The organism is Streptomyces longispororuber (assembly GCF_024448165.1).
Classification (GTDB): Bacteria; Actinomycetota; Actinomycetes; order Streptomycetales; family Streptomycetaceae; genus Streptomyces; species Streptomyces longispororuber_A.
This window is the reverse complement of sequence record NZ_JAMOLN010000001.1, coordinates 137184-159276: the sequence shown is the minus strand read 5'-3', so window position 1 is coordinate 159276 and position 22093 is coordinate 137184. Positions and strand designations below refer to the sequence as shown.

The 22093-nt window shown below is 69.8% G+C and carries 21 protein-coding genes and 2 pseudogenes; 13 read left to right on the top strand and 10 right to left on the bottom strand.

What is annotated here, in order from left to right; all coding sequences use genetic code 11:
• Nucleotides 1-537 (top strand): annotated as a pseudogene (locus M4J07_RS00830) (hypothetical protein); the annotation flags it as partial.
• Between the two features lie 442 nt (nucleotides 538-979).
• Here the strand turns inward: M4J07_RS00830 and M4J07_RS00825 are convergent.
• Complete coding sequence (locus M4J07_RS00825; protein ID WP_255965852.1) at nucleotides 980-1201, bottom strand: hypothetical protein; 222 nt, start codon at nucleotides 1199-1201, stop codon at nucleotides 980-982.
• A 318-nt stretch (nucleotides 1202-1519) separates the two neighbouring features.
• On the opposite strand from M4J07_RS00825, the gene M4J07_RS00820 reads away from it, so the two are divergent.
• The gene (locus M4J07_RS00820; RefSeq protein WP_374214962.1) at nucleotides 1520-2149 is read left to right on the top strand and encodes an IS3 family transposase; all 630 of its coding nucleotides are present in this window, start codon (nucleotides 1520-1522) and stop codon (nucleotides 2147-2149) included.
• 846 nt (nucleotides 2150-2995) lie between these two features.
• On the opposite strand, the gene M4J07_RS00815 is transcribed toward M4J07_RS00820, so the two are convergent.
• From M4J07_RS00815 to M4J07_RS00805, 3 genes are read right to left on the bottom strand one after another with little or no spacing between them, the layout of a single operon-like run.
• On the bottom strand, nucleotides 2996-5395 hold the full coding sequence (locus M4J07_RS00815) for a glycoside hydrolase family 65 protein (protein ID WP_255965849.1): 2400 nt from the start codon (nucleotides 5393-5395) through the stop codon (nucleotides 2996-2998).
• Nucleotides 5392-6138, bottom strand: a complete 747-nt coding sequence (locus M4J07_RS00810; protein WP_255965847.1) for an HAD family hydrolase — start codon at nucleotides 6136-6138, stop codon at nucleotides 5392-5394. The genes M4J07_RS00815 and M4J07_RS00810 overlap by 4 nt, the downstream gene beginning before the upstream one ends.
• Before the next feature lie 22 nt (nucleotides 6139-6160).
• Nucleotides 6161-7039, bottom strand: a complete 879-nt coding sequence (locus tag M4J07_RS00805) for a universal stress protein (protein ID WP_255965844.1) — start codon at nucleotides 7037-7039, stop codon at nucleotides 6161-6163.
• 1104 nt (nucleotides 7040-8143) lie between these two features.
• Here M4J07_RS00805 and M4J07_RS00800 point away from each other — a divergent pair.
• Complete coding sequence (locus M4J07_RS00800) at nucleotides 8144-8572, top strand: STAS domain-containing protein (protein ID WP_255965842.1); 429 nt, start codon at nucleotides 8144-8146, stop codon at nucleotides 8570-8572.
• A 75-nt stretch (nucleotides 8573-8647) separates the two neighbouring features.
• Here M4J07_RS00800 and M4J07_RS00795 read toward each other — a convergent pair whose 3' ends face one another.
• Nucleotides 8648-9424, bottom strand: coding sequence for a hypothetical protein (locus M4J07_RS00795; protein ID WP_255965840.1), 777 nt, complete (start codon nucleotides 9422-9424; stop codon nucleotides 8648-8650).
• A 242-nt stretch (nucleotides 9425-9666) separates the two neighbouring features.
• Between M4J07_RS00795 and M4J07_RS48140 the strand changes: the two genes are divergently transcribed.
• From M4J07_RS48140 to M4J07_RS48130, 3 genes are all read left to right on the top strand, one after another.
• The gene (locus tag M4J07_RS48140) at nucleotides 9667-10092 is read left to right on the top strand and encodes a universal stress protein (protein WP_308284713.1); all 426 of its coding nucleotides are present in this window, start codon (nucleotides 9667-9669) and stop codon (nucleotides 10090-10092) included.
• Nucleotides 10089-10304 (top strand): universal stress protein, encoded by a 216-nt coding sequence (locus tag M4J07_RS48135; protein WP_308284715.1) that lies wholly within the window; start codon nucleotides 10089-10091, stop codon nucleotides 10302-10304. The genes M4J07_RS48140 and M4J07_RS48135 overlap by 4 nt, the downstream gene beginning before the upstream one ends.
• Before the next feature lie 160 nt (nucleotides 10305-10464).
• On the top strand, nucleotides 10465-10689 hold the full coding sequence (locus tag M4J07_RS48130) for a universal stress protein (protein WP_308284712.1): 225 nt from the start codon (nucleotides 10465-10467) through the stop codon (nucleotides 10687-10689).
• Nucleotides 10690-10694: 5 nt separating this feature from the next.
• Here M4J07_RS48130 and M4J07_RS00785 read toward each other — a convergent pair whose 3' ends face one another.
• Entirely contained in the window at nucleotides 10695-11723 is a 1029-nt protein-coding gene (locus M4J07_RS00785; protein WP_255965838.1) for an Acg family FMN-binding oxidoreductase, read from the bottom strand.
• 259 nt (nucleotides 11724-11982) lie between these two features.
• Nucleotides 11983-12882, bottom strand: coding sequence for a universal stress protein (locus M4J07_RS00780; protein WP_255965836.1), 900 nt, complete (start codon nucleotides 12880-12882; stop codon nucleotides 11983-11985).
• A 340-nt stretch (nucleotides 12883-13222) separates the two neighbouring features.
• Between M4J07_RS00780 and M4J07_RS00775 the strand changes: the two genes are divergently transcribed.
• Nucleotides 13223-13375, top strand: coding sequence for a hypothetical protein (locus M4J07_RS00775; protein ID WP_255965834.1), 153 nt, complete (start codon nucleotides 13223-13225; stop codon nucleotides 13373-13375).
• Nucleotides 13376-13393: 18 nt separating this feature from the next.
• On the top strand, nucleotides 13394-13765 hold the full coding sequence (locus tag M4J07_RS00770) for a hypothetical protein (RefSeq protein WP_255965832.1): 372 nt from the start codon (nucleotides 13394-13396) through the stop codon (nucleotides 13763-13765).
• A gap of 265 nt (nucleotides 13766-14030) precedes the next feature.
• Here the strand turns inward: M4J07_RS00770 and M4J07_RS00765 are convergent, their stop codons facing one another.
• Nucleotides 14031-14258, bottom strand: coding sequence for a dsRBD fold-containing protein (locus tag M4J07_RS00765; RefSeq protein WP_374214967.1), 228 nt, complete (start codon nucleotides 14256-14258; stop codon nucleotides 14031-14033).
• 175 nt (nucleotides 14259-14433) lie between these two features.
• Here M4J07_RS00765 and M4J07_RS00760 point away from each other — a divergent pair.
• Nucleotides 14434-15100 (top strand): annotated as a pseudogene (locus tag M4J07_RS00760) (4Fe-4S dicluster domain-containing protein); the annotation flags it as partial.
• Nucleotides 15074-15643, top strand: coding sequence for an AIR synthase-related protein (locus tag M4J07_RS00755; protein WP_374214966.1), 570 nt, complete (start codon nucleotides 15074-15076; stop codon nucleotides 15641-15643). The pseudogene M4J07_RS00760 and the gene M4J07_RS00755, both read left to right, overlap by 27 nt.
• A 789-nt stretch (nucleotides 15644-16432) precedes the next feature.
• Here M4J07_RS00755 and M4J07_RS00750 read toward each other — a convergent pair.
• Together M4J07_RS00750 and M4J07_RS00745 are read right to left on the bottom strand one after the other, a co-directional pair.
• Nucleotides 16433-17092, bottom strand: a complete 660-nt coding sequence (locus tag M4J07_RS00750; RefSeq protein ID WP_255965830.1) for a phosphoribosyltransferase — start codon at nucleotides 17090-17092, stop codon at nucleotides 16433-16435.
• A gap of 298 nt (nucleotides 17093-17390) precedes the next feature.
• A complete protein-coding gene (locus tag M4J07_RS00745; protein WP_255965827.1) occupies nucleotides 17391-17552 on the bottom strand; it encodes a hypothetical protein in 162 nt (53 codons plus the stop codon).
• A 615-nt stretch (nucleotides 17553-18167) separates the two neighbouring features.
• Here M4J07_RS00745 and acsA point away from each other — a divergent pair.
• From acsA to M4J07_RS00730, 3 genes are read left to right on the top strand one after another with little or no spacing between them, the layout of a single operon-like run.
• Nucleotides 18168-19991 carry an acetate--CoA ligase gene (gene acsA, locus M4J07_RS00740; protein WP_255965824.1) on the top strand — a complete coding sequence of 608 codons (1824 nt, stop codon included), beginning with the start codon at nucleotides 18168-18170 and terminating at the stop codon, nucleotides 19989-19991.
• Nucleotides 19988-21043, top strand: a complete 1056-nt coding sequence (gene pdhA / locus M4J07_RS00735) for a pyruvate dehydrogenase (acetyl-transferring) E1 component subunit alpha (protein WP_374214961.1) — start codon at nucleotides 19988-19990, stop codon at nucleotides 21041-21043. The genes acsA and pdhA overlap by 4 nt, the downstream gene beginning before the upstream one ends.
• Complete coding sequence (locus tag M4J07_RS00730) at nucleotides 21040-22092, top strand: alpha-ketoacid dehydrogenase subunit beta (protein WP_255965822.1); 1053 nt, start codon at nucleotides 21040-21042, stop codon at nucleotides 22090-22092. Before pdhA ends, M4J07_RS00730 begins: the two co-directional genes overlap by 4 nt.
• Nucleotide 22093: the final 1 nt, after the last annotated feature.

Here is a 22093-nt window from a genome sequence, read left to right as displayed (position 1 = left end):
TGGCCCCGGCCCGGGACGTCCACGCACCCGCCCCGCGCGGGTGGTCGCCGACAAGAGCTACTCAAGAGCGAGAGGCCGGTCGAGGGCTTCACGCACTGGCTGGTCCTGCGCAGGTCCCTGCACCCCAACCGGCGGGGCAACGACGGGCAACTCCACCGAGAGATTACCTACTTCCTCGTCCACGCACCCGCCGACGCCAGGGTGTCCGAGATCATCGCTCGGGCCGGCGGCCGCTGGCAGATCGAGGAGGACAACGAGTTCAACAAACAGCTCGTCGGCTTCGACCAGTACCAGGTCCGCAAGTGGACTCCCTGGCACCGGCACGTCACCGCCTGCATACTCGCCACCGCCTTCCTCGCCGTCCGGCGCGCAGCGTTCCCCGAAGCCGAAGCCGAAGCCGAAGCCGAAGCCGAAGCCGAAGCCGAAGCCGAAGCCGAAGCCGAAGCCGAAGCCGAAGCCGAAGCCGAAGCCGATCCGGACCAGGATGGCACCGTGGGAAAGGTCCCTGTCACAGCCGAGAGCGAGGCCACCGGCTGATCCCCGGACCGTTCCTGCGGCCCTCGGCCCACGCCATCCGGCACTGCCTCGCCGCCACCCACCTCAACCCCCACCATCCCGTCGAGACCATCCTGGCCTGCGACTTCTGGCGCCGACTCCACCAGACCCGCGCCCTCGTCAGCCACTACCGCCGCCGCGGCGACCCTCTCCCGCACCACCTACGAGTCTGGGCCAACCATCAGCCGATCCCACCCATCACCGACCCTCAAGATCTCCGGCTGTAGTGCAAGTTCCACCTGGGCGAGAAAATGCGCGTAGCGCAGATCCATCTCGCTGGCCCGCACGAGCTTGTCGCTGCGAACGTGAGGAGCCGCCGACGTCCGTCACGAACCTCCATCCATCTCAGCGCAGGCGGGCTCCCTGGTGTCACTGGTCCCGAGTGTGGGCGGCAAGTCCTGACATGCAGTTCGCCCGATGGACATCAGTCGTCGGAGACGGAGCGGATCCCCACGGCTTCCAGCATCGCAACGAAGATCGGCTCCACGAACGGATCGGGCACCGCGACGAGGGCCTCCGCCAGACCGTTCTCGGACGGATCGGCACCCGCGTCCCGCGCCCAGTCCAGCGCCGCCCGCACGGACTCGTCGGCCGATGGGAACCATTCCTCGATGGTCTCACCGCTCTCGGCCATGTAGGCAGTCATCGATTCCCTTCCCAGGCAGGTCCGCCAGGATCCGGTCCGGACACCGAGGGCTTCGATCGCCGCACAGTCGCTGTCCATCACATAGACACAAAGAGCAGGGGCCTTGGATCGTTCGACCAACACGGACAAGACCCTGCGGAACTGGGTGCGGGCTGCTGGAGCAAGCCGTCCGCGGGGACGCCGGACACCGGAGGCGGCCCAGCCGCGGGAACCGCTGGAAGCAGAGAACGCGGCCTTGCGGAAGAAGGTCCGCGAGCTTGAGGGGGAACGCGAGATCCTGCGGAAGGCAGCGAAGTATTTCGCCGGGGAGACGCGCTGGTGAACCGCTTCCAGTGCGTCGCCGGCCTGCAGTGCCGATACGGCATGAAGCGGCTCTGCCACGTCCTCGGTGTCAGCTGCTCGAGCTTCTGCCACTGGCGCCGGACAGCCGCCGACCGGGCCGCCCGGTGGGCAGCCGACGCACAACTGGCTGCCGGGGTACGGGTGGTGCACCAGGAATCGGACGGCACTTACGGAGCTCCGAGGACCACCGCCGAGCTCCGCGAAACCAGCGGTGAGGCGGTCAACCACAAGCGGGTCGCCAGGATCATGCGGGAATTCGGGATCGAAGGGGTCCGGTTGCGCCGCCGGCAACGCACCACCGTCCCCGATCCGGCTGCGGCCAAGGCTCCGGACCTGATCCGCCGCGACTTCACCGCGGGAAGGCCGAACACGAATTACGTCGGCGACATCACCTACCTGCCCATCGACGGCGGGAAGTTCTGCTACCTGGCGACCGTCATCGACCTCGCCTCGCGCCGTCTGGCCGGCTGGGCGATCGCCGACCACATGCGCGTGGACCTCGTGACCGATGCCCTGGCCGCGGCCCGTCCGTACTTGCGGAAGTCTCGCGGAATCGATCATGCACACCGACCACTCAGCCCAGTACACGAGCACGACCTTCGCTGAAGCCCGAAGGTCAGCAGGGGTCCGACAGAGCATGAGCGCGGTCGGGTCCAGCGCGGACAACGCACTCGTCGAGTCCTTCAACGTGACCTTCAAACGCGGGACCCTGCAGGGATGAAAGGGCAGGCCAGACGAGCGCGAGGCCAGACTCGACGCGTTCAGATGGCTCCACCGCTACAACACCAGGGGGCGGTGGTGCGGCCTTGTCCGGCCTCACCCACTCATCGGACCGTACGACCTCAAGTGGATCCAGTCGGAGCTGGATTCGAACGGGCATGTGGTTCCAGGACGTGGCGGAAGAGTGTGGCCAGTCGCGTCTGAGCAGTCGGCGCACAGTGCAGTTCAGCGGTCGCTAGCTCGCTGAGGTTCTGTGCGCGCTCTGTTCCAGGGGGTGGCCGCAGGACGTGCCGGGGCTTCCTCTGGAGGAGTGCCTTCAGCCTCGCTGCACTGGTGGCGGAGCCGTCGGCGCGAGAGTTCGTCAGCGGCTTTCTCGCCGGGTTCGTGGGGTTGTTGATGCATCAGCGTAAGCACGACTCCGGGGCGCCGACCGCCGACGCGACCTCTTCGGTACCTGTAGCCGCTCCATCGGGCGATCTCTGACGCGCCATCAAAGAACGCCCAGGGTCCGACACTCCTGAGGATGCCTTCTGCGTGTCACGTTCACGACCAAGCCGTCCGGAAGTCCCGTCCCGCGCCGGATCGCCCGGCACGGCCAGTGCTGCCCGACGCCACCGCAAACGCCTGGGTCGACGGCGCACGGTGCGGTGTGTCGAGCGCGGTCGTGTACGGGGACCGGGTCTACCTCGTAGACCTGGTGACCCGGCGGTACCGACGTGGACCGGTCGATAGTCAATCGAGCAGCACCAGTTCGCAGGTCTCCCCCGGCCTGACCGTGACCGCTCGGTCAGGCAACTCGATCGTGATGGGGGAGCGGTCCGAGGCAGGCAGGATGACGCGCAAGCGAGCCGGGGACAAGCGCAGCCGGATCCCCCAGTGGCCTCGGTAGCGGAGCGTGAATCCGTACGAGGAGGAACCGGTCAGCTGCGGCAGCGGCGCCGGATCCAGCCACAGCGCGTCGTCGCGCGTCTCCAGGCCCGTGAGTCCTCGCTGGACCAGGTCGAGGGTGCCGGCCATGGCGCCGAGGTGGATCCCTTCGCCGGTGGTGCCGCCCTGGACATCCGCGATGTCTCCGATGAGCGCCTCGTGCACGAACTTCCAGGCGTCGCTGCGCCTGGCCCGCGCCAGCACCCAGCCGTGCACCAGACCGCTGAGGGTGGAACCGTGGCTGGTGCGGCGCAGGTAGTGGTCGATGGTCCGATGCCAGGTCGCATCATCGACGGTGTACCCCAACTGGGCGAACAGGGCGCCGAGTTCGGGAGGAGGGAAGAGGTGACCGAGCATCAGGACGTCGGCCTGTTTGGAGGCCTGGTAACGGTTGACGCTGTCGCTTTCGGCCTCCAGGATCCGGTCCAGCCGACGGATGTCGCCGTACTTCTTCGTGTACGCCTCCCAGTCCAGCTCAGCGAGGCGGTCGTATCCCTCGAACTGGCTGATGACCCCGTCGTGGAACGGGACGTGGAGAGACCGCGAAACGTCCCGCCACCGCTCCGGCTCGCCCCCGTCGAAGCCGATTCGCTCAGCCAGCTCGTGGCGGCGTGGCTCGGGCAGGACCTCCAGCAGGTCGAGCGCGCGGGCGAGCACCCAGGCGGCGGTGACGCTGGTGTACGCGTTGTCGTCGATTCCCGGATGTTCGGCGCCCGGGTAGGCGTCGTGGTATTCGTCGGGGCCGATGACCTGCCGGATCCGGTAGCGACGGAACCGTGCGTCGTAGGTTGCCGCGCCCGCCCAGAAACGGGCGATCTGTAGCAGCATCTCAGCGCCCTTGGTGTGCAGGAACTCCGCGTCGCCGCTCGCTTCCCAGTACCGCCAGATGTTGTACGCGATCGCCGAACCGACGTGATGCTGGAGGTGCGTGTGGTCCGGCAACCAACGGCCGGAGCGAGGGTTGAGGTGCATCCGCTGGGTCTCCTCGCGACCGTCGCTGCCGCTCTGCCACGGATACATGGCGCCCCGCTGTCCGGCATCCTGCGCCGCGCGGCAGGCTGCGCCGAGACGCCGGTGCCGGTAGGTGAGCAGGGCCCGGGAGACCTCCGGGAAGTGCAGGTTCAGGTAGGGCAGCACGAACAGTTCGTCCCAGAAGACATGGCCCCGGTACGCCTCTCCGTGCAGGCCGCGCGCCGGTACTCCGACGTCCAGCTCGGCGGTGTGGGGAGACAGGGTCTGCAGCACGTGGAAGAGGTGCAGGCGCAGGATGCGACCCGCCTTACCCGGCACGTCGAGGTCCGCCCTGCGCCACAGTTGGTCCCACGCGGTGAGGTGGGTCTTGAGCAGTTCGTCGAAGGAACGAGCCCGGCGTGAGGTGTCGACCGCCGCCTGGAGAGGGTCACTGATGGCAGGGTCGCGGGAGGTGTGCAGGGCCACGATCTTGTCCACCGTCGCGGTGCGGCCAGCCGTGAGCGGCAGCCGCAGGAGCCGAGTCGCTCGTGCGTGGGTGTTGACGCCGTAGGCGTGTGTGGCGTCCGCACAGGTGGCGCGGGCGGCGACGGCGATGCGGACGTCGGAAGTACGGGTTCGGCAGCGCAGCCACAGAAGGTCCGGCGCGGCGGTGCCGGTATGACCGTGGACGAGGTGCTGACCGTCCAGGTCGCGGTAGCGCGCTACGCCCGCGTTGCGCACGGCGCCGTCCAGAGAGGCCTCGACCTCCAGTTCACCCGACCAGTTCTCGGCCGTGAACTCCGTACGCAGCGCGGCGAGGTGCGCATCAGCCATGTGCACGAGGCGCAGCTGCCGAACCGCGATCCGGCGGCCTTCGCTGTCCTCGTACGTCGTTCGACGTTCCAGCAGGCCGTTGGTGATGATGAGCGTCTGGTGGTGGTCGAGGATCCGGGCGCTGTCGGGATGCAGCCAGGGTCCACTGCCGTCCTCACCCCGGCAACGGAAGCGCAGGGGCAGCCAGTTGGGCAGGTTGACCATGTCCTCGTTCCCGATGCGGCGGCCCGCGACCTGCGAGGCAAGTCGGTCGTAGCAGCCCGCCACGTAGGTGCCGGGGTAGTGGAACTCGTCCGCCGCGCATTCGGGAAGAGCCCCGCGCGTGGCGAAATAGCCGTTACCCAGGGTGCACAGTGATTCCCTGAGACGTTCCTCGTCCGGGGCGTATCCGTCGTATCGCCATGTCCACTCATCGGTCACGGGGCGGCTCCCTCCATCAGAAGCTCACAGAGGTCGGCGACCACCAGATCGGCACCGTGGCTGAGCAGTTCGTCCGTCCGGTTGCGCCCGGCCGTCCGGTCGACGCCGACCACGAGGCCGAACCCGCCCCGCTCACCCGCCTCGACGCCGGCCAGGGCGTCCTCGACGACCACTGCCTGCGCGGGAACGGTGCGCAGCCTGTGGGCCGCTTCGAGGAAGAGATCGGGAGCCGGCTTTCCGCGCAGCCCGAGGCGGTCCGCTTCCGAACCGTCCACCACGGTGTCGAAGAGACTCATCACGTGAGCCTCCACCAGGAGTTCCCGGGCATGACGGGACGCGGACACGGCGGCCACCAGAACGTCAGCCTCCAGCAGTGCGTGGAGCAGGTCGACGGTGCCGGGATAGGCGGGTACGGGGTTTCCGGAGCGCAGTCGCTCGGTGTAGCGACGGTCCTTGGCGGCGGCCAGAGCCTCGACCGTCTCGGAGATCGGCTTGATCCCGCGGGATTCGAGGAACGCGGTCGTGCCCTCGCGCCGGGACTTGCCGTCCACATACAGGGGATAGTCGGTGGAGATGTCGAACGGCCGCCAATGTGCGGGCAGGCGAGGCGGATGCTCGCGGAGGTAGGCGTCGAACGTGGCCTTCCAGGCTGTTGCGTGCAGACGGGCCGAATCAGTGATCACGCCGTCGGTGTCGAAGATCACCGCGCGGACGGCACGCAGCGGTGGGGCGAGGTCTCGCACGAGAACTCCTCACAAAGCCAGGTCATGAGCCGTGCTGCGGAACGATGGCTACCGGGCAGTCCGCATGGTGCAGGAGAGCGTGGCCGACCGGGCCGAGCTGGAGTCCGAAGTGGCTATGGCGGCGTCGGGTGCCGACGACCAGCAGGTCGGCAGCGGCCGAACGGTCGATCAGGATCCGGCGGGCCGGGCCTTCCACGGCGACCGGGCGCATCCGCACATCGGGATGCACGCGTGCCGGTCCACGCAGAGAGTCGGCCAACAGCTCCTGGGCGCGCAGCTGATCAGGACAGGCCGACTCTCCCGGTTGCGGAGGGTGGTGGAGTGGCTCGCGAACAGGGGAGCGCCAGGCGCGCACCGCGTCGAGCACGCAATGGCGCGTCGCCGCCTCGGCGAACGCGAATCGGATGGCTGAAACCGAGGAGTCGGCATCTCCTACCCCGAGCAGAATGCGCTCGTGGATGGCGTTGCGCCCGGCTTCGCTGCCGCGTACCACGATGACCGGGCACGGCGCGTGCGCGGCCACAGCGAGACTTACGGACCCCAGGAGCAACTCCTGTACCGGGCCGCGACCGCGCCGTCCGGTCACCAACGCCGTCGCGTTGAGTGCGGCGCGCATCAGTACGGGCTCGGGTTCCTCCGCCAGCGTCTCGGCGAAGATCTTCACTTCCCGATGGCGTGCCGCGGCCCGTGCGATGGCGCCTTGCAGGATCTGCGCGGCGATGTCGAGACCGTGGGGTCGGTTAAGGGGCACGTTGGGACCGGTACCTTCGTACGGTTCCCAGAGAGAGGCGTGCAGGAGGCGTAGTTCGAGCCCGCGCATCGCGGCCTCTTCGGCGGCCCAGTCCACCGCGCGGAGGCTGGCCTCGGAACCGTCGACACCGACGACCAGGGGAAGGGACATGGCGTGCACCGCCTCTCGACCGGGCTCGTGGGGGAGCCGGAGCGGGTCCTCGGTCTCACCGTGGCATGAGGCAGGGGCCGGGGCGCAGGGCCCGTTCGGCCTTTGGCGGGGGCCGTCGGCCCGGGGCCGCGGCACAGTGCAGCGCGTGGTCGTGGGGCGATATGCGGTGTTCGCTCGTCCTGCGCGGGCGGTCTGCGGTTCTGACCGGCAGATCCCATGGTCGGGGCCGACCGGCCTGTCGCCAGCGGCTGTTCATGGGCGCACGATGAAGGTGTGGGCAGGGGGCCGCAACGGGTCGTACGCGGTGAGGTGGGGTCGGGACCGCTGCCCCTGGTCCTCGACGACGGCCGTCCTGTCTGCTGCGTCGCCCTTACGGGCCTCAGCCGGGCTCTGGCCTGGCTCACCTCAGCCACCTGGCAACTTCCCGCCCTGACGTGGTCCTGTCGGCACCACATAGAGAAGGTGTGCCATGAAAACGCCCCCCACTCCACCCCCGCGGTCTCCGCATGGCGCGGCGCCGCTGAGCCCGCGGAACCGCCGGGCCGCATCGAGGTGACCCAGGTCGTGGACCAGGCATACGCGGTTTTCGTCCGCGACACGAACTCACCGTCGAGCTGCGGCTGGATTCCGGCGGTGACCACGACGGCCCCAACCCGGTGGAACCGTTCGTGATCTCGCTCGCTCCTGTGTCGCCCACTACGCCGGGCTTTTCCTCCAGCGCCACCACCTGTCGTACGAACATCTGCGTGTCCGGGGCGACTTCGACCTCGCCGACGACCGTCCCGTCCGCGTCGCGGCCATCAGCATCTCTGTCCGCCCACCGGCCGGTCTCAGCACGGCGCGCATCGAGGGACTGCATGCAGTGGTCAGCCACTGCACGGCCGACAACACGCTGCGCGTCCCCCCGAGGGTCGCGATCGGGACCGGATGACATCAGCGGAGGAGGGGCCGTTCGCGCCGATTTCCCGACTCGGTCACGGGGGTTGCGTCTCGGCGTCATCGCGGGTACGCCAGGGGCATCGATGCAGGTCCACCCAGGACCCCGGTGGACGGGGGCGTTGGAGCCCACCGAAACTCCGCGCGCAACACCACAGCGAGGGGACCATGCCCGAGGACGACCTGACCTTCGGCCTCAGAATCCGCCGCCAGGGAGTTCTGCTGGTCGTCGAGTTGTGGGGCGAACTCGACGTCTTCGCCGGCTGTCGGCTGCCCGACCGGCTGCTCCGACTCCTCCCTGAGGAGTGTCACTCGCTCGTCCTCGATCTGCGCGACGTTGCGTTCATGGACTGCAGCGGGCGGTCATCGCTGCTCCGCGTCCACCACCGTCTCAAGGCGCAGAAGGGACAGTTGACCGTCGTCGTCGACAACCCGTTCCACCGTCGCCTGTTTCGGCTGATGCGGGTGGACAGAGTCCTGGACGTCGTCGAAAGCCTCGACAGTGCTCTCCCGCCGGAGGCCCAGGGCATGTCTCCCCAGGGCTGCGAGGCGGCCGCGAGCGGCGGCCAGGAGGCAAGCCCGGCTCCACGGGCGTGAACTGACCGCGTCCGGTGGGTCTCAAGCTGGCCCGGAAGCCAGAAAGGACCTGGCGCGACGCCTGCCCGTGGAGGGTTACCGCCGGCTGGATGCTATGTGGGTGCCGTGCCAGGCGTGGTACCAGACCTGTCCGGTCGTGGCGTTGACCGACAGCATGCCGGTGATCCTCCCGGATTGCGTGGTGTGCAGGGTGCAGTAGCCGGGGAAGACTGTGGGATTGCCCGCGGCCCACCCGGTGCGGTGGTCACGGAGCCACTGCTGGGCGATCTGCTGGGCCTCCGTGGCGGAGATCCGGGCCTGGGGCCCGCCCCGGGTGCCGTGGCGCATGCCATAGGCGGTGTTCCACATCATCGCGGGCCCGTACTCGATCTGTACGGTGCCATCGGCCGGGTTGACCAGTACCTCGGTGGCAGGCCGGCCGGCCACGGTCTCCAGCTCCGCGTAGAAGTTCCGGGAGAACTGCATGATCTCGCCGACGGACAGGCCGAGCCGATCAGCGAACGCCACAGCGCGCTGCCGGGCCTGATCGAGCGTCTGCACCCGGTGGCCGTCACCGGCCAGCCACCAGTTGCCCATCGTCCCCGGACCCGTCATGCCGGGGCCCCAGTTGCCCCTCATTCCCGGCCCCCGGGCGGTGTTCCACATGCCCGGTCCCCACCCACTGGTCGGCCCGGTGGACGGAGCGCGGCCCGCCCCGGGCTCCGGTGTGCTGTTGCCCGGGGCGGTGGCGGGGCTGGACGTCGTGGTGGGGGTGGTACTGGCGGTGCCGGCTGCCCCACAGGCCCCGATGGACATGGTTGCCGCCAGGATCAGCGCCGCGGCAGTGGCGGCCTGTGCACGCCTGCGCGTCATGATTCTCACCTCCGTGGCCGGGCCTCGCTCGCGACCGCCGTTCCGCCGGCCGCTGGTCCCAACCTCGCACCGTCCCGGCCCTCGCCCCAGGGGCCGGCCGGGCAAAGTCCTTGGGCAACGGGCCCCCTTCATGCCCGATCCGAGCCAGAACGCGCCTCGCCCGGTTCCCGGTTCGCACAGGCGGGTGGCAGGGTCGGCCCGGCCCGCAGGTAGGGCACTACGGGACTGTCCACCTGCCGGACGTGTCCACCGTCGACTCGGCTGTGTGTACGTGGTGTGCAGGAGCCGAATGGTTCTGTTCCGAGGACCGGTGGCCCCTGCTACGACTCCCTGTCCCGCACAAGGTTGACAACCACAAGGAGCTGCCCGGCCGGAGGCGACGTGCCAGGCCCCACCAGCGCATCGTCGTCGGCGTCGACGAGTCTCCCGAGAGCGCGGTAGCCTTGCACCGGGCGGCACACGAGGCGCGGCGTCGGCATTCCCCCCTGCATCTGGTGCACGCCTGGGCCTGGTCCCCGCATCCACCCGCGAGTGTGCCGGAGGCTACCGGACAGCGCCGTCGTGCCTCCCAGGTCGTGGCGGCCGCAGCCACGCGTCTGTCGGAGATCCTGCCCGCCGGGTACGCCACCACCGAGACGATCGAGGACCGGCGACGGCCGCCCTCCTGAACGCCGCTGAGGAGGCGGGCTTTCTGGTGCTCGGCTCGCGCGGCCTCGGCGCTCTGTCCGGGATGCTCGTCGGATCCGTCGCGGCCGCAGCGGTGGCGCGAGCGGCGTGCCCCGTGGTGCTCGTCAGAGACGGTGACCGCCACGAAGGCGAGACAGAAGGCCCCAGGATGTCGTCCTCGGCCTGGACCTCGACGACCCTCGTGACGCGTTGATCGACTTCGCCTTCCAGACGGCTCGCGTGCGCGACGGCCGCCTGCGCGTCGTCTCCGCGTGGCACCGGCCCAATCCGCTCACCGTCGGCCCCGGCGACGTAGCCATGGCCGAAACGCCGCAACAGGCGCTGCCCTGGACTGGGACGGCTTCCAGGAGGCGATGCCGCGCACCTGGTGCGACAAGTACCCCGTGGTAGGCGTGGCCCGGGCCTTGACCGAGGGGCATCTCCTGGACGCGTTGCTGGACGCCGCGTCCGGAGCCGGGCTCGTAGTCGTCGGCCGGCGGCGTCGGCCCGGACCGCACATCGGCCCGCGCGTCGGCCCCGTCACTCACGCCGTCCTCCATCATGCGGCCTGCCCCGTCGCCGTCGTGCCTCACGACTGATCGCGTCATCGCCGAGGCGTACCCAGACGCGTCGCTCCTCCACCGCTCTCCGAGCGCATCCGCAGCACGTCGGTGGCCGGACGCCGTGGTGTCGGCGCGCCGCGTCGCGTGTGACCGAGGCGGAGGATCATCTGCGGGAACTGACCGAACAGCAATCCGGCGCGTACTTGGGCCCGCAGACGGGGCAGTTCCAGCGGCTGCGTGTGGAAGGCTGCCGACACCCGATGGGCGGCCGCGTGCAGCAGGAGTCGCTGCAGCGCCTGTCCCGCCTGGAGCCACTCCACACGGGTGTCGTAGCAGGTTGTCAGTACGGCGACCAGCCCGGTGTGCTCGGACCACACCTCTGGTGGGTCGGGCATGGTGGCGCTCAGACCGAGGAAATCACGTCCGGCGAAGGGGACGCAGTCGGGGTGATAAGTACAGGTGGCGAGCGGGACGCCATCCAGCCGTGTGCCGGTGAACTCCTGAGTCCAGTGGTAGAGCTCGGCGCGCCATGCGGGGTCCGTGCGCTGGATCGTCTCGGCCTCGCGCACCAACTCTGCGAGGTGGCCCCGCACGTTGCCGTCCGTGACGACATACAGGTCGGCGCCCTCGGCTCGGGCCTGCCGACGCAGGTCGTCGACGAGCCGCTGGGGGAGCGGGGGCGACTGGAACGGGCCGCGGTGCGTGCGGCGGGCGCGCAGGGCGTGATGCATCAACTCCTCGTTCGCACCTGCCCTTCCGAACGGGCCCCAGCCGATGCGCGCGAGGTGCGCGGGGTTCCAGCGGGTCGGGCAGACGCGGACGTCGGGCCGGAACCCCAGGTGCCGCATGGCGAGCCGCACGTTGAAGAGGGCTGCCCCACAACCGATGACGAGTTCCCGGCCGTCGGGGTCGGCAGCCGGTAGCTGGCGGGCGGGGTTCGCGTACAGGTCGAGGCATGTCCGGTCGCCGATGAACAGCCACGGCTGCGAGTTGTGGAGGGACGGCGCGGTGATGGCCGCGCGTACCAGATAGTTGGCCGCGTGGTAGGGATACGCGGCTGTGAGGCGCAAGCCCTTTGTGGACGTCGTTTCCATGACGGCACCGTCTCTCCCGCCGGGTGTCCGACAACTGGCCCCGCAGCGCCGGGTGTAGTCGGGTTCACTGGCTCTCCGGTTCGGCTCTCCTTCGTCCCTTCTTCGAGCCTCACTGTCCAGGGGCAGTGAGGGGCAGAGGTCGTACGGCCTCAGGCCGGGACGGAATGCCCTGGCCATATGGCTCTCGGTGTACCTTTGCGGGGCCTGCCAGAGGGACGTCAGCCGCCATCGGCTGTCAGTCGTGCGGCACCACCGCGACGGGGCACCCGACATGGTGAATGACCGTGTGGGTGACGGGTCCCGTGTGTGGTCCCAGACCGATGCGGCGTGGCCTGCGTCCCACGACGAGCAGTCCGGCGTCACGAGCGGCGTGGACGATCTCGTGGGCACTGCGGGCATGGACGGCGGTGGCGTGCACGGGTACTACGGGGTACTTGTCCCGCCAAGGCTGCAGCTGTTCGTCGAGTGCCGCCACGGCGGCATCCTGAGCACGGGAGTGGACGCTCGAGGCCGGCGTGTTCGAGGTGCTGTACGGCAGGTGCCAGATGTGCACCGCGTGCAGCGCCGTGCCGCGCCTGGCGGCCTCGTCGAACGCGAACGCCAGCAGGCCGTCGCAGGACCGGCTCGGGTCGACGGCGACGACGGTGTCGCGGTACGGGGTGCGTAGGGACGTGGGGCCGCCCTCGGGGCTGCGGTCGGCCGCGGCGGACCAGCCGGCACGGACGAGGACGACGGGGACCGTGGCGTGAGAGATGATCGTCAGGGCGACGGATCCCGTGAGGAGGCTCCCGACACCACTGAGCCCCGCGTTGCCGAGGACCAGCAGTTCGGCGCTCGCCGCCTCGGACAGCAGGGCCTCGCGGGGCGGTTTGTGCACCTGCTCCGCGCTGACGTACACCTGCGGATAGCGCTCGGTGATCACTTCCAGCGCACCGCGCAAGGTGCGTCGCGCCCAGTACTGCGGTACGCAGCGGCCGTGCTGCAGTATCTCGGCGGTCCCGAGCCCCGGTGCGCCTTCCCAGGCGTGGATGAGCCGGAGCAGCAGGTCGCGGTGGAGCGCCGCGCGGGCGCCCCAGTCGGCCGCGGCAAGGCTTTCTCGTGAGCCGTCGAGGCCGACGACGACCGGTTTGGTCATGATCTTCGCCTCCCCAGGAGTGCTGTCGCTGCGGTGAGTCGGTCAATGCGGATCTGCCGGTGTGCAGGCGCGACGCACGACGTCGACCGGAAGCACCGTGGGGACGACCGGAACGATCTCGCCTGACGGAGTCCGTGCCGCCGCCTGTCGCCGCTGTCGGCCAGGGGCGGGCCGGGACGGCTTCACACTGTCACCTTGTCACCCGGAGGCGGCCTGGCGGCAGAGCCGGTCCGGGCCCTTGCGCGGGACGTTCGGCCCCAGACGTCCGACCGGGCCGGGTAGAGCCTGAAGATGGGAAGCCGAGGGCTCAAGGCTCGCGGTCCAGAGGTAGGAGACGATCATGTTCGTTCCGCTGTCGATGACCGGTGCGGTGATCCTGGATGTCGGTCTGGACAGGCGGCGCCTGCCGGGCGAGCGGGAGACCGTCGTCGTGGAGCGCCGCTGCGTCGGCGACGGCGGGGACCTCGACGACCGTTCCCCGTACCACCGCTGACAACACGGGAGTGCTGCCATGGTCAGCTCACTCGTCGTCGCGTACCTGCTGGGCCACGGCTTCGTGCACATGCCGATGTGGCTGGCACCGCGTCGGCGCGGCTACCGCGCCCCACACCGCTCGTGGGTGCTGGCTGCAGCCGACCTGCCTCAGGCGCGGGCACCGGCCGCGGCCAGGTTGCTCGCCTGCACGACTGCAGCGCTGTACGCCATCGCGGGTGCGGCACTGCTCGTGGGCCTCGCGGACTGGGCAATTGCGGCCGTGGCCGCTGCCGTGGTCGGACTTGTCCTCAAGTTCTTCTGGTACAGCCCGCGGCTGACCGCCGGGCTGCTGCTCGACGTGGCGGTGCTGGTCGCGGTGGCGGAGGGCTGGCCGACCTTGCTGCTCTGAAAGCGAACGAGACCACAGCGCCCCGTGCGGCACACGCCACGCACCCACCAACTCACCCGACCGCGAGGGAAGTCGGTCCGGTGGGAGCCACGCCCCGTCGTGCACCGCGTTGGCGAGTGCGGCTGCGCGGGGTGGCGCCACGGCCGTACCGTCGAGTCGGCGCAGCTCGACGACGAAGCCGGGCCGTGTGATCCGGGCGGTGACGTCACGGGTGGAGTCGTGCGCACGAGCGCGGGCGATGACCACGGACATGCGCTCCGCTCTCTCACAAGGGCCGGTTCCCCGGCTCCGCGGGCCCGGTCAACTCGACGATGTCGCTCGACGCGACGTCATGGAACCGTAGCGCCAGGTCCTCCAAGGCTCGGCTGGCAGCGAGTTCGTCGCCGATCTCGGGAACCGGCCGGTCGATCGGGTTGCGGCGCGCGGTGCCCCGCCTCTTTGGCGCCCGGCACGTGAGATCCAAGACCGCCGGCCAACGGCCGCGTGCTCTCACCTCGCACGTCGCGGGCACGCACGCCACCGAGCATGTCGCGGCACGCCACGCGCGGGCGGGCCCGCGGGCCAGGCAGGCCCTGGCACTGGGGCCGCCCGGCCCATCCCCGTGACGAGCCGTTCGCGTGAAGCTGGCAACGGAGCCCGCAACTGCGGGCGGCGGACGACGACGGAGGATGGGCGATGCAGAGACCGGAGGATCAGCGGTTCTCGATCGTGCGGGGCTCGACGCCCTCGTAGCGGCCTTGGTGGCCGATGGACGCCCGGTGATCGGACCGACGGTCCGTGACGGCGCGGTCGTCCTCGCCGAGATCGACAGCGCGGACGTCCTGCCGTGGGGCTGGGGAACCGAACTGGACGCAGGGCGCTACCGATTGGTGCGCCGCACCGACGGCGCGGCCTTCGCGCACACCTCCGGACCGCAGTCCTGGGAGTCCTTCCTGCACCCGCAGCGCGAGAAGCTGTGGGACGTCGACCGGGACGCGGACGGCGAACTCGTCGTACGTGCGGCTCAGCCGGAACGGCCTTCATCGCCATTCAGGACCGGGTCCTGGCCCGTGGGCGCTTCCAGGACGACGGATACGGGGAGTGCCGGAAGGGGGCGTTCCTCGTCGCTGTCGAGTGCACCGAGCCGGGGGCGACATGTTTCTGCGTGTCGATGGGGGGCGGACCCGCGGCGGACACCGGGGTCGATGTCGCTCTGACCGAGTTGGCGGACGCCGGGGGCCTCGATACCTGGTGAGGGTCGGCAGCGCGGAAGGCGCTCGGACTCTGGCCCGGGTGCCCCGCGCGGAAAGCGATCAGCTGACAGCGGCGGTGGCACGGGCAGCGGTCGATGCGGCCCCGGGCTCACCCCGTCCGCCGCCCGCGCCAGGCCCGGTGACGCCATACTCCTCTGTGGACTCATGGACTCCACGGCACCGCCATCCTCTCCACCCGAGAGGGCCTCGGCTTCGAAGTCGAGATCGCCTCCGACACCCAGCCCCTGCACCGGCTCGTCACGGCGCTCGCTCCCTTCGGCGCACACGTGCACGCACTGCGCGATCCCCCTGGGGAGGAGTCGCGGCGGCCCTGAAGGAGATCGCCCGTGACGCGCACATCGGCGTCGAGATCGAGGAGGGCGCCGTCCCCGTCCCTCCGGCCGGCGACCTGCTCGGCCTGGACCCGCTCGTCGTGGCCAACGAAGGCTGCTTCGTCGCCTTCATCGCCCCCCACGCCGCCGACGCCGCGCTCGACGCCTTGCACGCCTTGCCGGAAGGCACCGCGGCGGTCCGTATAGGCACAGCCGTCAAGGCGTCGGCCGGCCGCGTGGTCCTGCGCACCCTGGTGGGTGGCAAACGCATCGTGGACATGCCGTTGGGCGAGCAACTGCCCCGCATCTGCTGACGTCGGCCGCCATCGCGGAGTGCCTGTGCCGCGGGTGCCGTAGTTTCCCGGTGGCACGGCTGACCGGCCCGCAGGACACCCGTCGACTCGTCTCCGCGTGGCGTTCACCCTGCCGGTGCGACAGGGCCGGGCACCGAGGCCAGGCATCCCTGCGCTTGATTCGTCCATGCTTACAGACGGCCGAACGGGGCCCTGCACGCTCAGGTCTCGTCGTTCGCGCGTGCTTGTCGGAGAGCCTCGCGCAGTGCCAACAGAGCTGTCAGTTCCGCGTCCACGATGAAGCGCTCCATCAACAGTGCCACCCGCCACCGCTCGCCGTCGGCTATCGCCTGGACGATCACCGCGATGGCCCGGCGCTGGGCATCGGAAATGCCCGAACCCGGCGGGTCGCCTACGTGTTCATCAAGTCAGGTCTCACGCATCGTAGACCTCGCAAGCCAGTTGAGGCAGCAAGGGGAAACGAGGCGAGCGGGCCGCGCTCCCGCTCCAGCGGCCCGCCGCCCCGGCAGCTGGATCGCTGCCGAGAGGCCACCCGTCCCGTACCTCGGCGCCGCGGGAGGAACGATGCCGCCTGGTTTGGAGGACGGGAAACCTCTACTTCTGTTGTACGACGACGCCATACATGCATACACAGGCGACAGGCCCCAAAAGGGAGCCAATCGGCCCAGCCGTGGGGTCGACCGTCCCAGAGGCCGCACCCGGGGCGGCTTGAGACGCGACCGGTGGCCGCGCGCCCCGTCGAGCAGGCGCGGGACGTGGGCTCTGGAAACTCGGACCGGAGGGGAGCGGCTAGCGCCCGACCGCAGTGCGATGTGTCTCCAGCAGGCTGACGATCTCTCTGTCACTGACGGGATTCTGATCCACATACCAGGAGTCAAGCGCAGTGTCGAGTGCCTCGAGGCAGACGATCTCGTCGACCGACGGGCGCAGACGTCCCAGAGCCTCCGGCGACCCGCCCGGCAGGGCCAGGACGAGCGAAGCAGCTCCCCGGTGTCGCAGGACCTTCAGGGCGGCGTGTGCCGAGGCGCCGGTGCACGCGGCATCGTCCACCAGCACGACGTCACCACCCCGGATGCCCAAGGCTTCGTGTCGCCCACGCAGCAGGTGTGCCTGCCGTGCGAGCCAGCTTTCGGTCTCCCGGGCCAGTTCGGGCAGCCGGGGGCTGTCTGCGGCGAATCGTCGCAGGAAGGCGCCCGTGCACACGAGTGTCCCGTCCTCCGCCATCGCCCCGACGGTCAGACCGGGATTGCCGGGAGCGGTGACCTTGCGTACGACAACGATGTCGAGAGGGGCGCCGAGGAGATGCGCGACCTCGGCTGCGACGGGAACACCCCCGCGGGCGATTCCGAACACCGCCCGGGGAGTTCGGCATGCGGTCCATCGAGGCAGAGCCGCCACCTGCTGGGCCAGGCAGCGGCCCGCGGCGGTACGACACGTGAACACCATCATGATTCACCGTCCCCGCTCTCCCATCGGCATCGCAGCTTCGGGAAACAGCCGGAACCTGCGAGGTGGAGGGGAGAGGCCGCTCGCCCGCAGGCTGATCCCAGCCTACGGATGCCCAGGCGGTGTGCCAGTGCCGACCGGGGCGAAGACGGCAGGACGCCCGGCCCTGCTTGGAGTGGCCAAGAACAAGGTGGGCCGAGCGACCTCCTCTTTGGTGGGGTTCCCCCGCTCGTGCGTGGCCCGGTGAGAGAAGAACGCCGGGCCGCACGGAGCGGAGCTCTCCGGATCCACCGCGACTGGTTCAGGCGACGCGGCGCAGTCCCTCCGACTTCTCCATGGTGGCCGCCTCGTCGGTCAGCTTGCGGGCGAGACCCGCGTAAAAGCGCAGCACTTCGAGCCAGAAGAGCCCTGCGCCTCCGATGAGCAGACCGGTCACCGTGACTCCGATCGTGTCGTTGCGCACCGGCATCCTCCAGATCGCGAACAGGTTGAAGTCCACCAGCCATGCCGCGCCGACGCTCAGTGTGACCAGGACGAACGCCCACAGTTCCGGGTCGAGGGAGACGAACCGGGGCCGACCTGCGCAACGGCGAGCACGGCGAGGCCGAGCAGTGCGAGCATTGCGAACCCGTACATGGGGTGCCTTCCTTCCTGCGTTCAGTGTGTTCCGGGCCATCAGGTCTGACGGCCCTTTCTGGCCCCTGTCCCCACAGTGCTCCCACGCACTCCGCCGGCAGGAGTGATCGGCCGGCCTCTTCGCGGGCCGATCGCCCCTTGGTGCCCCGCGCGCGGACGTCCCAGGCTTCGAAGCACACACCACCCCGCCCTCCGGGAGAGGTCGGCGATGAGCGGTACCTGGGGACCGTTGCAGGAGCCGGCTGTCGTGGCGGCGCCCCTGGCTCGCCGCAGGTGAGCGTCGGGAGGCCAGGCTGGGCCGGCTGCGTGAGCCCGCCCGGAAGTGCCTGGCAGCGCCGAGCGAGGTCCGGCCGGGGCCCCATTCGGGGTCGTTCGGCCCCTCCAGGCCTTTGGCTCAGGGGCGGATGGTCGAAGGAGGAGCCGTAGCCGATGGGAGGGCGTCATGCCGTGGCAGACCATCCACAAACCCGCAGAGGGAACAGGGTTTCGTGTGCCGCCGAACTTGGCCGACTACGAGCGCGAGCGCCGCTGGTTCACCTGGTCCAACGCACGCGGACAGTTACTCGGCCTGCCGGGCGGGTGCGGCCTGAACATCGCGTACGAGGCGGTGGACCGGCATGTCCATGCGGGCCACGGGGCGACGGTGGCACTGCGCTGCGTCGGACGTGACGACACCCTCGCGACCATCACCTACTCCGAACTCGCCCAGCTGACGAACCAGTTCGCGAACCTCCTGCGCTCTCTCGGCATCGGTCGCGGCGACCGTGTGTGCACGTTGTTGGGACGCGGACCCGAGCTGTTCACTGTTGTTCTCGGCGCGCTGAAGAACACGAGTGTGCTGTGCCCGCTGTTCTCCGCGTTCGGGCCGGAGCCGGTGCGCCAACGCCTCGCCCTGAGCGACGCCCGGATCCTGGTCACCACAGCCGCGCTGTACCGGCGGAAAGTCGCGGGCATCCGGAATGAGCTCCCCGGTCTGTGGCACGTACTGATCGTGGGGGAGGGGGCACAGGACCTGCCCGGGACGCAGTCCTACGACGAACTCATGGCGGCCGCCCCGCCGGAGTTCACGATCCCGCCGACGTCCGGTGAGGACATGGCATTGCTGCATTTCACCAGCGGGACGACCGCCGCCCCCAAGGGCGCCGTGCACGTGCACGAAGCCGTGCTCGCGCATCACGTCACCGCCGCCTACGCGTTGGACCTGCACCACGGCGACGTGTTCTGGTGCACCGCCGATCCGGGCTGGGTGACCGGCGTGTCGTACGGGATCGTCGCCCCGCTCACCCATGGGGTCAGCCTGGTCGTGGACGAGGGCGACTTCGACGCGCGGCGCTGGTATCGCATCCTCGCGGAGCAGCACGTCACCGTCTGGTACACGGCACCCACCGCGTTGCGCATGCTGATGCGGACGACACCCCGCCAGGGGGACCACCGGCTGCCTCGCGAGTACGACCTGTCGGCGCTGCGGTTCATCGCCTCCGTCGGTGAACCGCTCAATCCGGAGGCCGTGGTGTGGGGGCAGGAGGTCCTGGGGCTTCCTGTGCACGACAATTGGTGGCAGACCGAGACAGGCGCCATCATGATCGGCAACTTCGCGGCGTGCGAGATCCGGCCCGGCTCCATGGGGCGGCCGCTGCCCGGCGTGACCGCGGCGGTGCTCGAACAGGGCGCAGACGGACGGGCGAAGGTCACCGCCGACGGACACGTCCACGTCCTCGAAACCGCGGACCTGGAAGGCGAATTGGCGCTGCGCCCCGGCTGGCCGTCGATGTTCCGCGGCTACCTCCACGACAAGGCGCGTTACGACGAGGCATTCGTTGACGGTTGGTACCTCACCGGAGACCTGGCGCGACGGGACGCGGACGGTTGGTACTGGTTCGTGGGGCGCGCCGACGACGTGATCAAGTCGGCGGGGCATCTGATCGGTCCCTTCGAGGTCGAGAGCGCGCTGATGGAACATCCCGCCGTCGCCGAGGCCGGGGTCGTGGGGCGGCCGGATCCGGTCGCCGGGAACATCGTGAAGGCCTTCGTGTCGGTGCGCTCCGGGTATGAACAAGGACCCGAGCTGGAAAGGGAGTTGCTGGTCTTCGCCCGGCGCAGGCTCGGCCCCGCGGTTTCCCCGCGCGAGATTGCCTTCGACCAGAACCTGCCGCACACCCGTAGTGGCAAGGTCATGCGGCGACTGCTGCGAGCCCGTGAACTGGGTCTGCCCGAAGGAGATCTCTCGACCGTTGAAGGACCGGAGGGATCGGAGGAACAGCCGTGACCACCAAACGCACCGACCGCGCCGCGAGCGCGACGAACCGACGGGGTACCGCCCGAAAGGCGACGGCGGAGCACCGGCAGAAGTTGCTGGAGTCCATGCTGCGCATCCGGCGCTTCGAGGAACGCAGCGTGGAGCTGTACAGCGCCGCTCGAATCCGGGGCTTCGTCCATCTCTATGTAGGAGAGGAAGCCGTCGCCGTCGGCGTCAACGAGGCGCTGACCGAGGATGACGCGATCGTGTCGACGTACCGGGAGCACGGCCATGCGCTGGCCCGGGGGCTGACGTCGGAGGCCGTGATGGCCGAGATGTTCGGGAAGGTCACCGGATGCAGTCACGGCCGGGGCGGCTCCATGCACCTCTTCGACGCGAGCCGGCGCTTCTACGGCGGCAATGCGATCGTCGGCGGCGGCCTGCCGCTCGCGGCGGGGCTCGCCCTCGCGGACCGGATGAACGGCCGCTGCCGCGTCACCTGTTGCTTCTTCGGGGACGGCGCGGTGGCCGAGGGCGAGTTTCACGAGACCGCGAACCTGGCCGCCCTCTGGGGGCTGCCGCTGCTCCTTGTCTGCGAGAACAACCAGTACGCGATGGGCACCGCCCTCGACCGTGCCCAGGCCGAGACGGACCTGGCGCTGCGCGCCTCCTCGTACGGCATGGTGGCCTGGGCGGTCGACGGCATGGACGTCGAGGCTGTCGAACGCGCCGCGCTGCGCGCCACCGAGGCCATCCGTTCGGGCAGCGGCCCGCACTTCCTGGAACTGCGCACGTACCGCTTCCGTGCCCACTCGATGTACGACCCCGACCGCTACCGCGACAAGGACGAGATCGAGCGATGGAGGAAACGCGACCCCGTTGTCACGTTCGCCGACCGGCTGCGCCGCGAACACTCCTTGCCGACCGCGCGGCTGCGGGACATCGAGAACCGGGTGGGCGCGGAGATCGATCACGCGGTGGAGGCCGCGGACCTGGCTGCGGCCGAACCTGTCGAGGACCTGCTGCTGCACGTGACCAGCGGGGTGGGGGAGACCCGGAAAGAGGAGGAGGCACGGCTATGACCGCCGTGAACGTCAACGACCGGACAGCGACGGAGAAGGCGGAGACGGCATCGCGGAGCGGGACATCAGCGGCCCCGCACAAGACCACCTATCGGGAAGCGCTCCGCGAGGCGCTGCGCGAGGCGTTGAACACCGACGGGCGGGTGTTCCTCATGGGGGAGGACGTGGGCGCGTACGGCGGCTGCTTCGGCGTCAGTCTCGGCCTGCTGGAGGAGTTCGGACCGGAGCGGATCCGGGACACGCCGCTGTCGGAGTCGGCGTTCGTCGGTGCGGGGATCGGCGCCGCGCTGGCCGGGATGCGACCGATCGTCGAGATCATGACCGTGAACTTCAGTCTGCTGGCACTCGACCAGATCCTCAACAACGCGGCCACGCTGCTGCATATGTCCGGAGGCCAGCTGCCGGTCCCGCTCGTGATCCGGATGACGACGGGCGCCGGGCGGCAACTCGCCGCGCAGCACTCGCACAGTCTGGAGGGCTGGTACGCGCACATCCCCGGTCTGCGCGTGCTCGCGCCCGCGACCATCGAGGACGCCCGTCACATGCTCGCACCGGCCCTCGCCGACCCCGACCCGGTCCTGATCTTCGAGCACGGCACTCTGTACAACGCCTCAGGTGAACTCGGCCCGGCGGCAGAGCCGTTGCCCCTCGACCGAGCGGCGATCCGCCGGACGGGAACGGACGTCACCCTCATCACCTACGGGGGGTCCTTGCCGAAGACCCTCGCGGCGGCCGACGAACTCGCCGCGGCCGGTATCTCGGCAGAGGTCGTGGACCTGCGAAGCCTGCGCCCGCTCGACGACACCACGATCATCGATTCGGTGGTCCGCACCCACCGGGCCGTGGTCGTCGACGAGGCGTGGCGTACCGGTTCCCTCGCCGCCGAGGTCTCGGCGCGTATCGGTGAACAGGCCTTCTACTCGCTCGACGCCCGAGTGCGACGCGTGTGCAGCGCGGAAGTCCCCATTCCCTACGCCCGCGAACTGGAAGCTGCGGCTCTGCCCCAGGTTGCCGACATCGTGACGGCCGCGCGGGAGGCGGTGGGCTGAC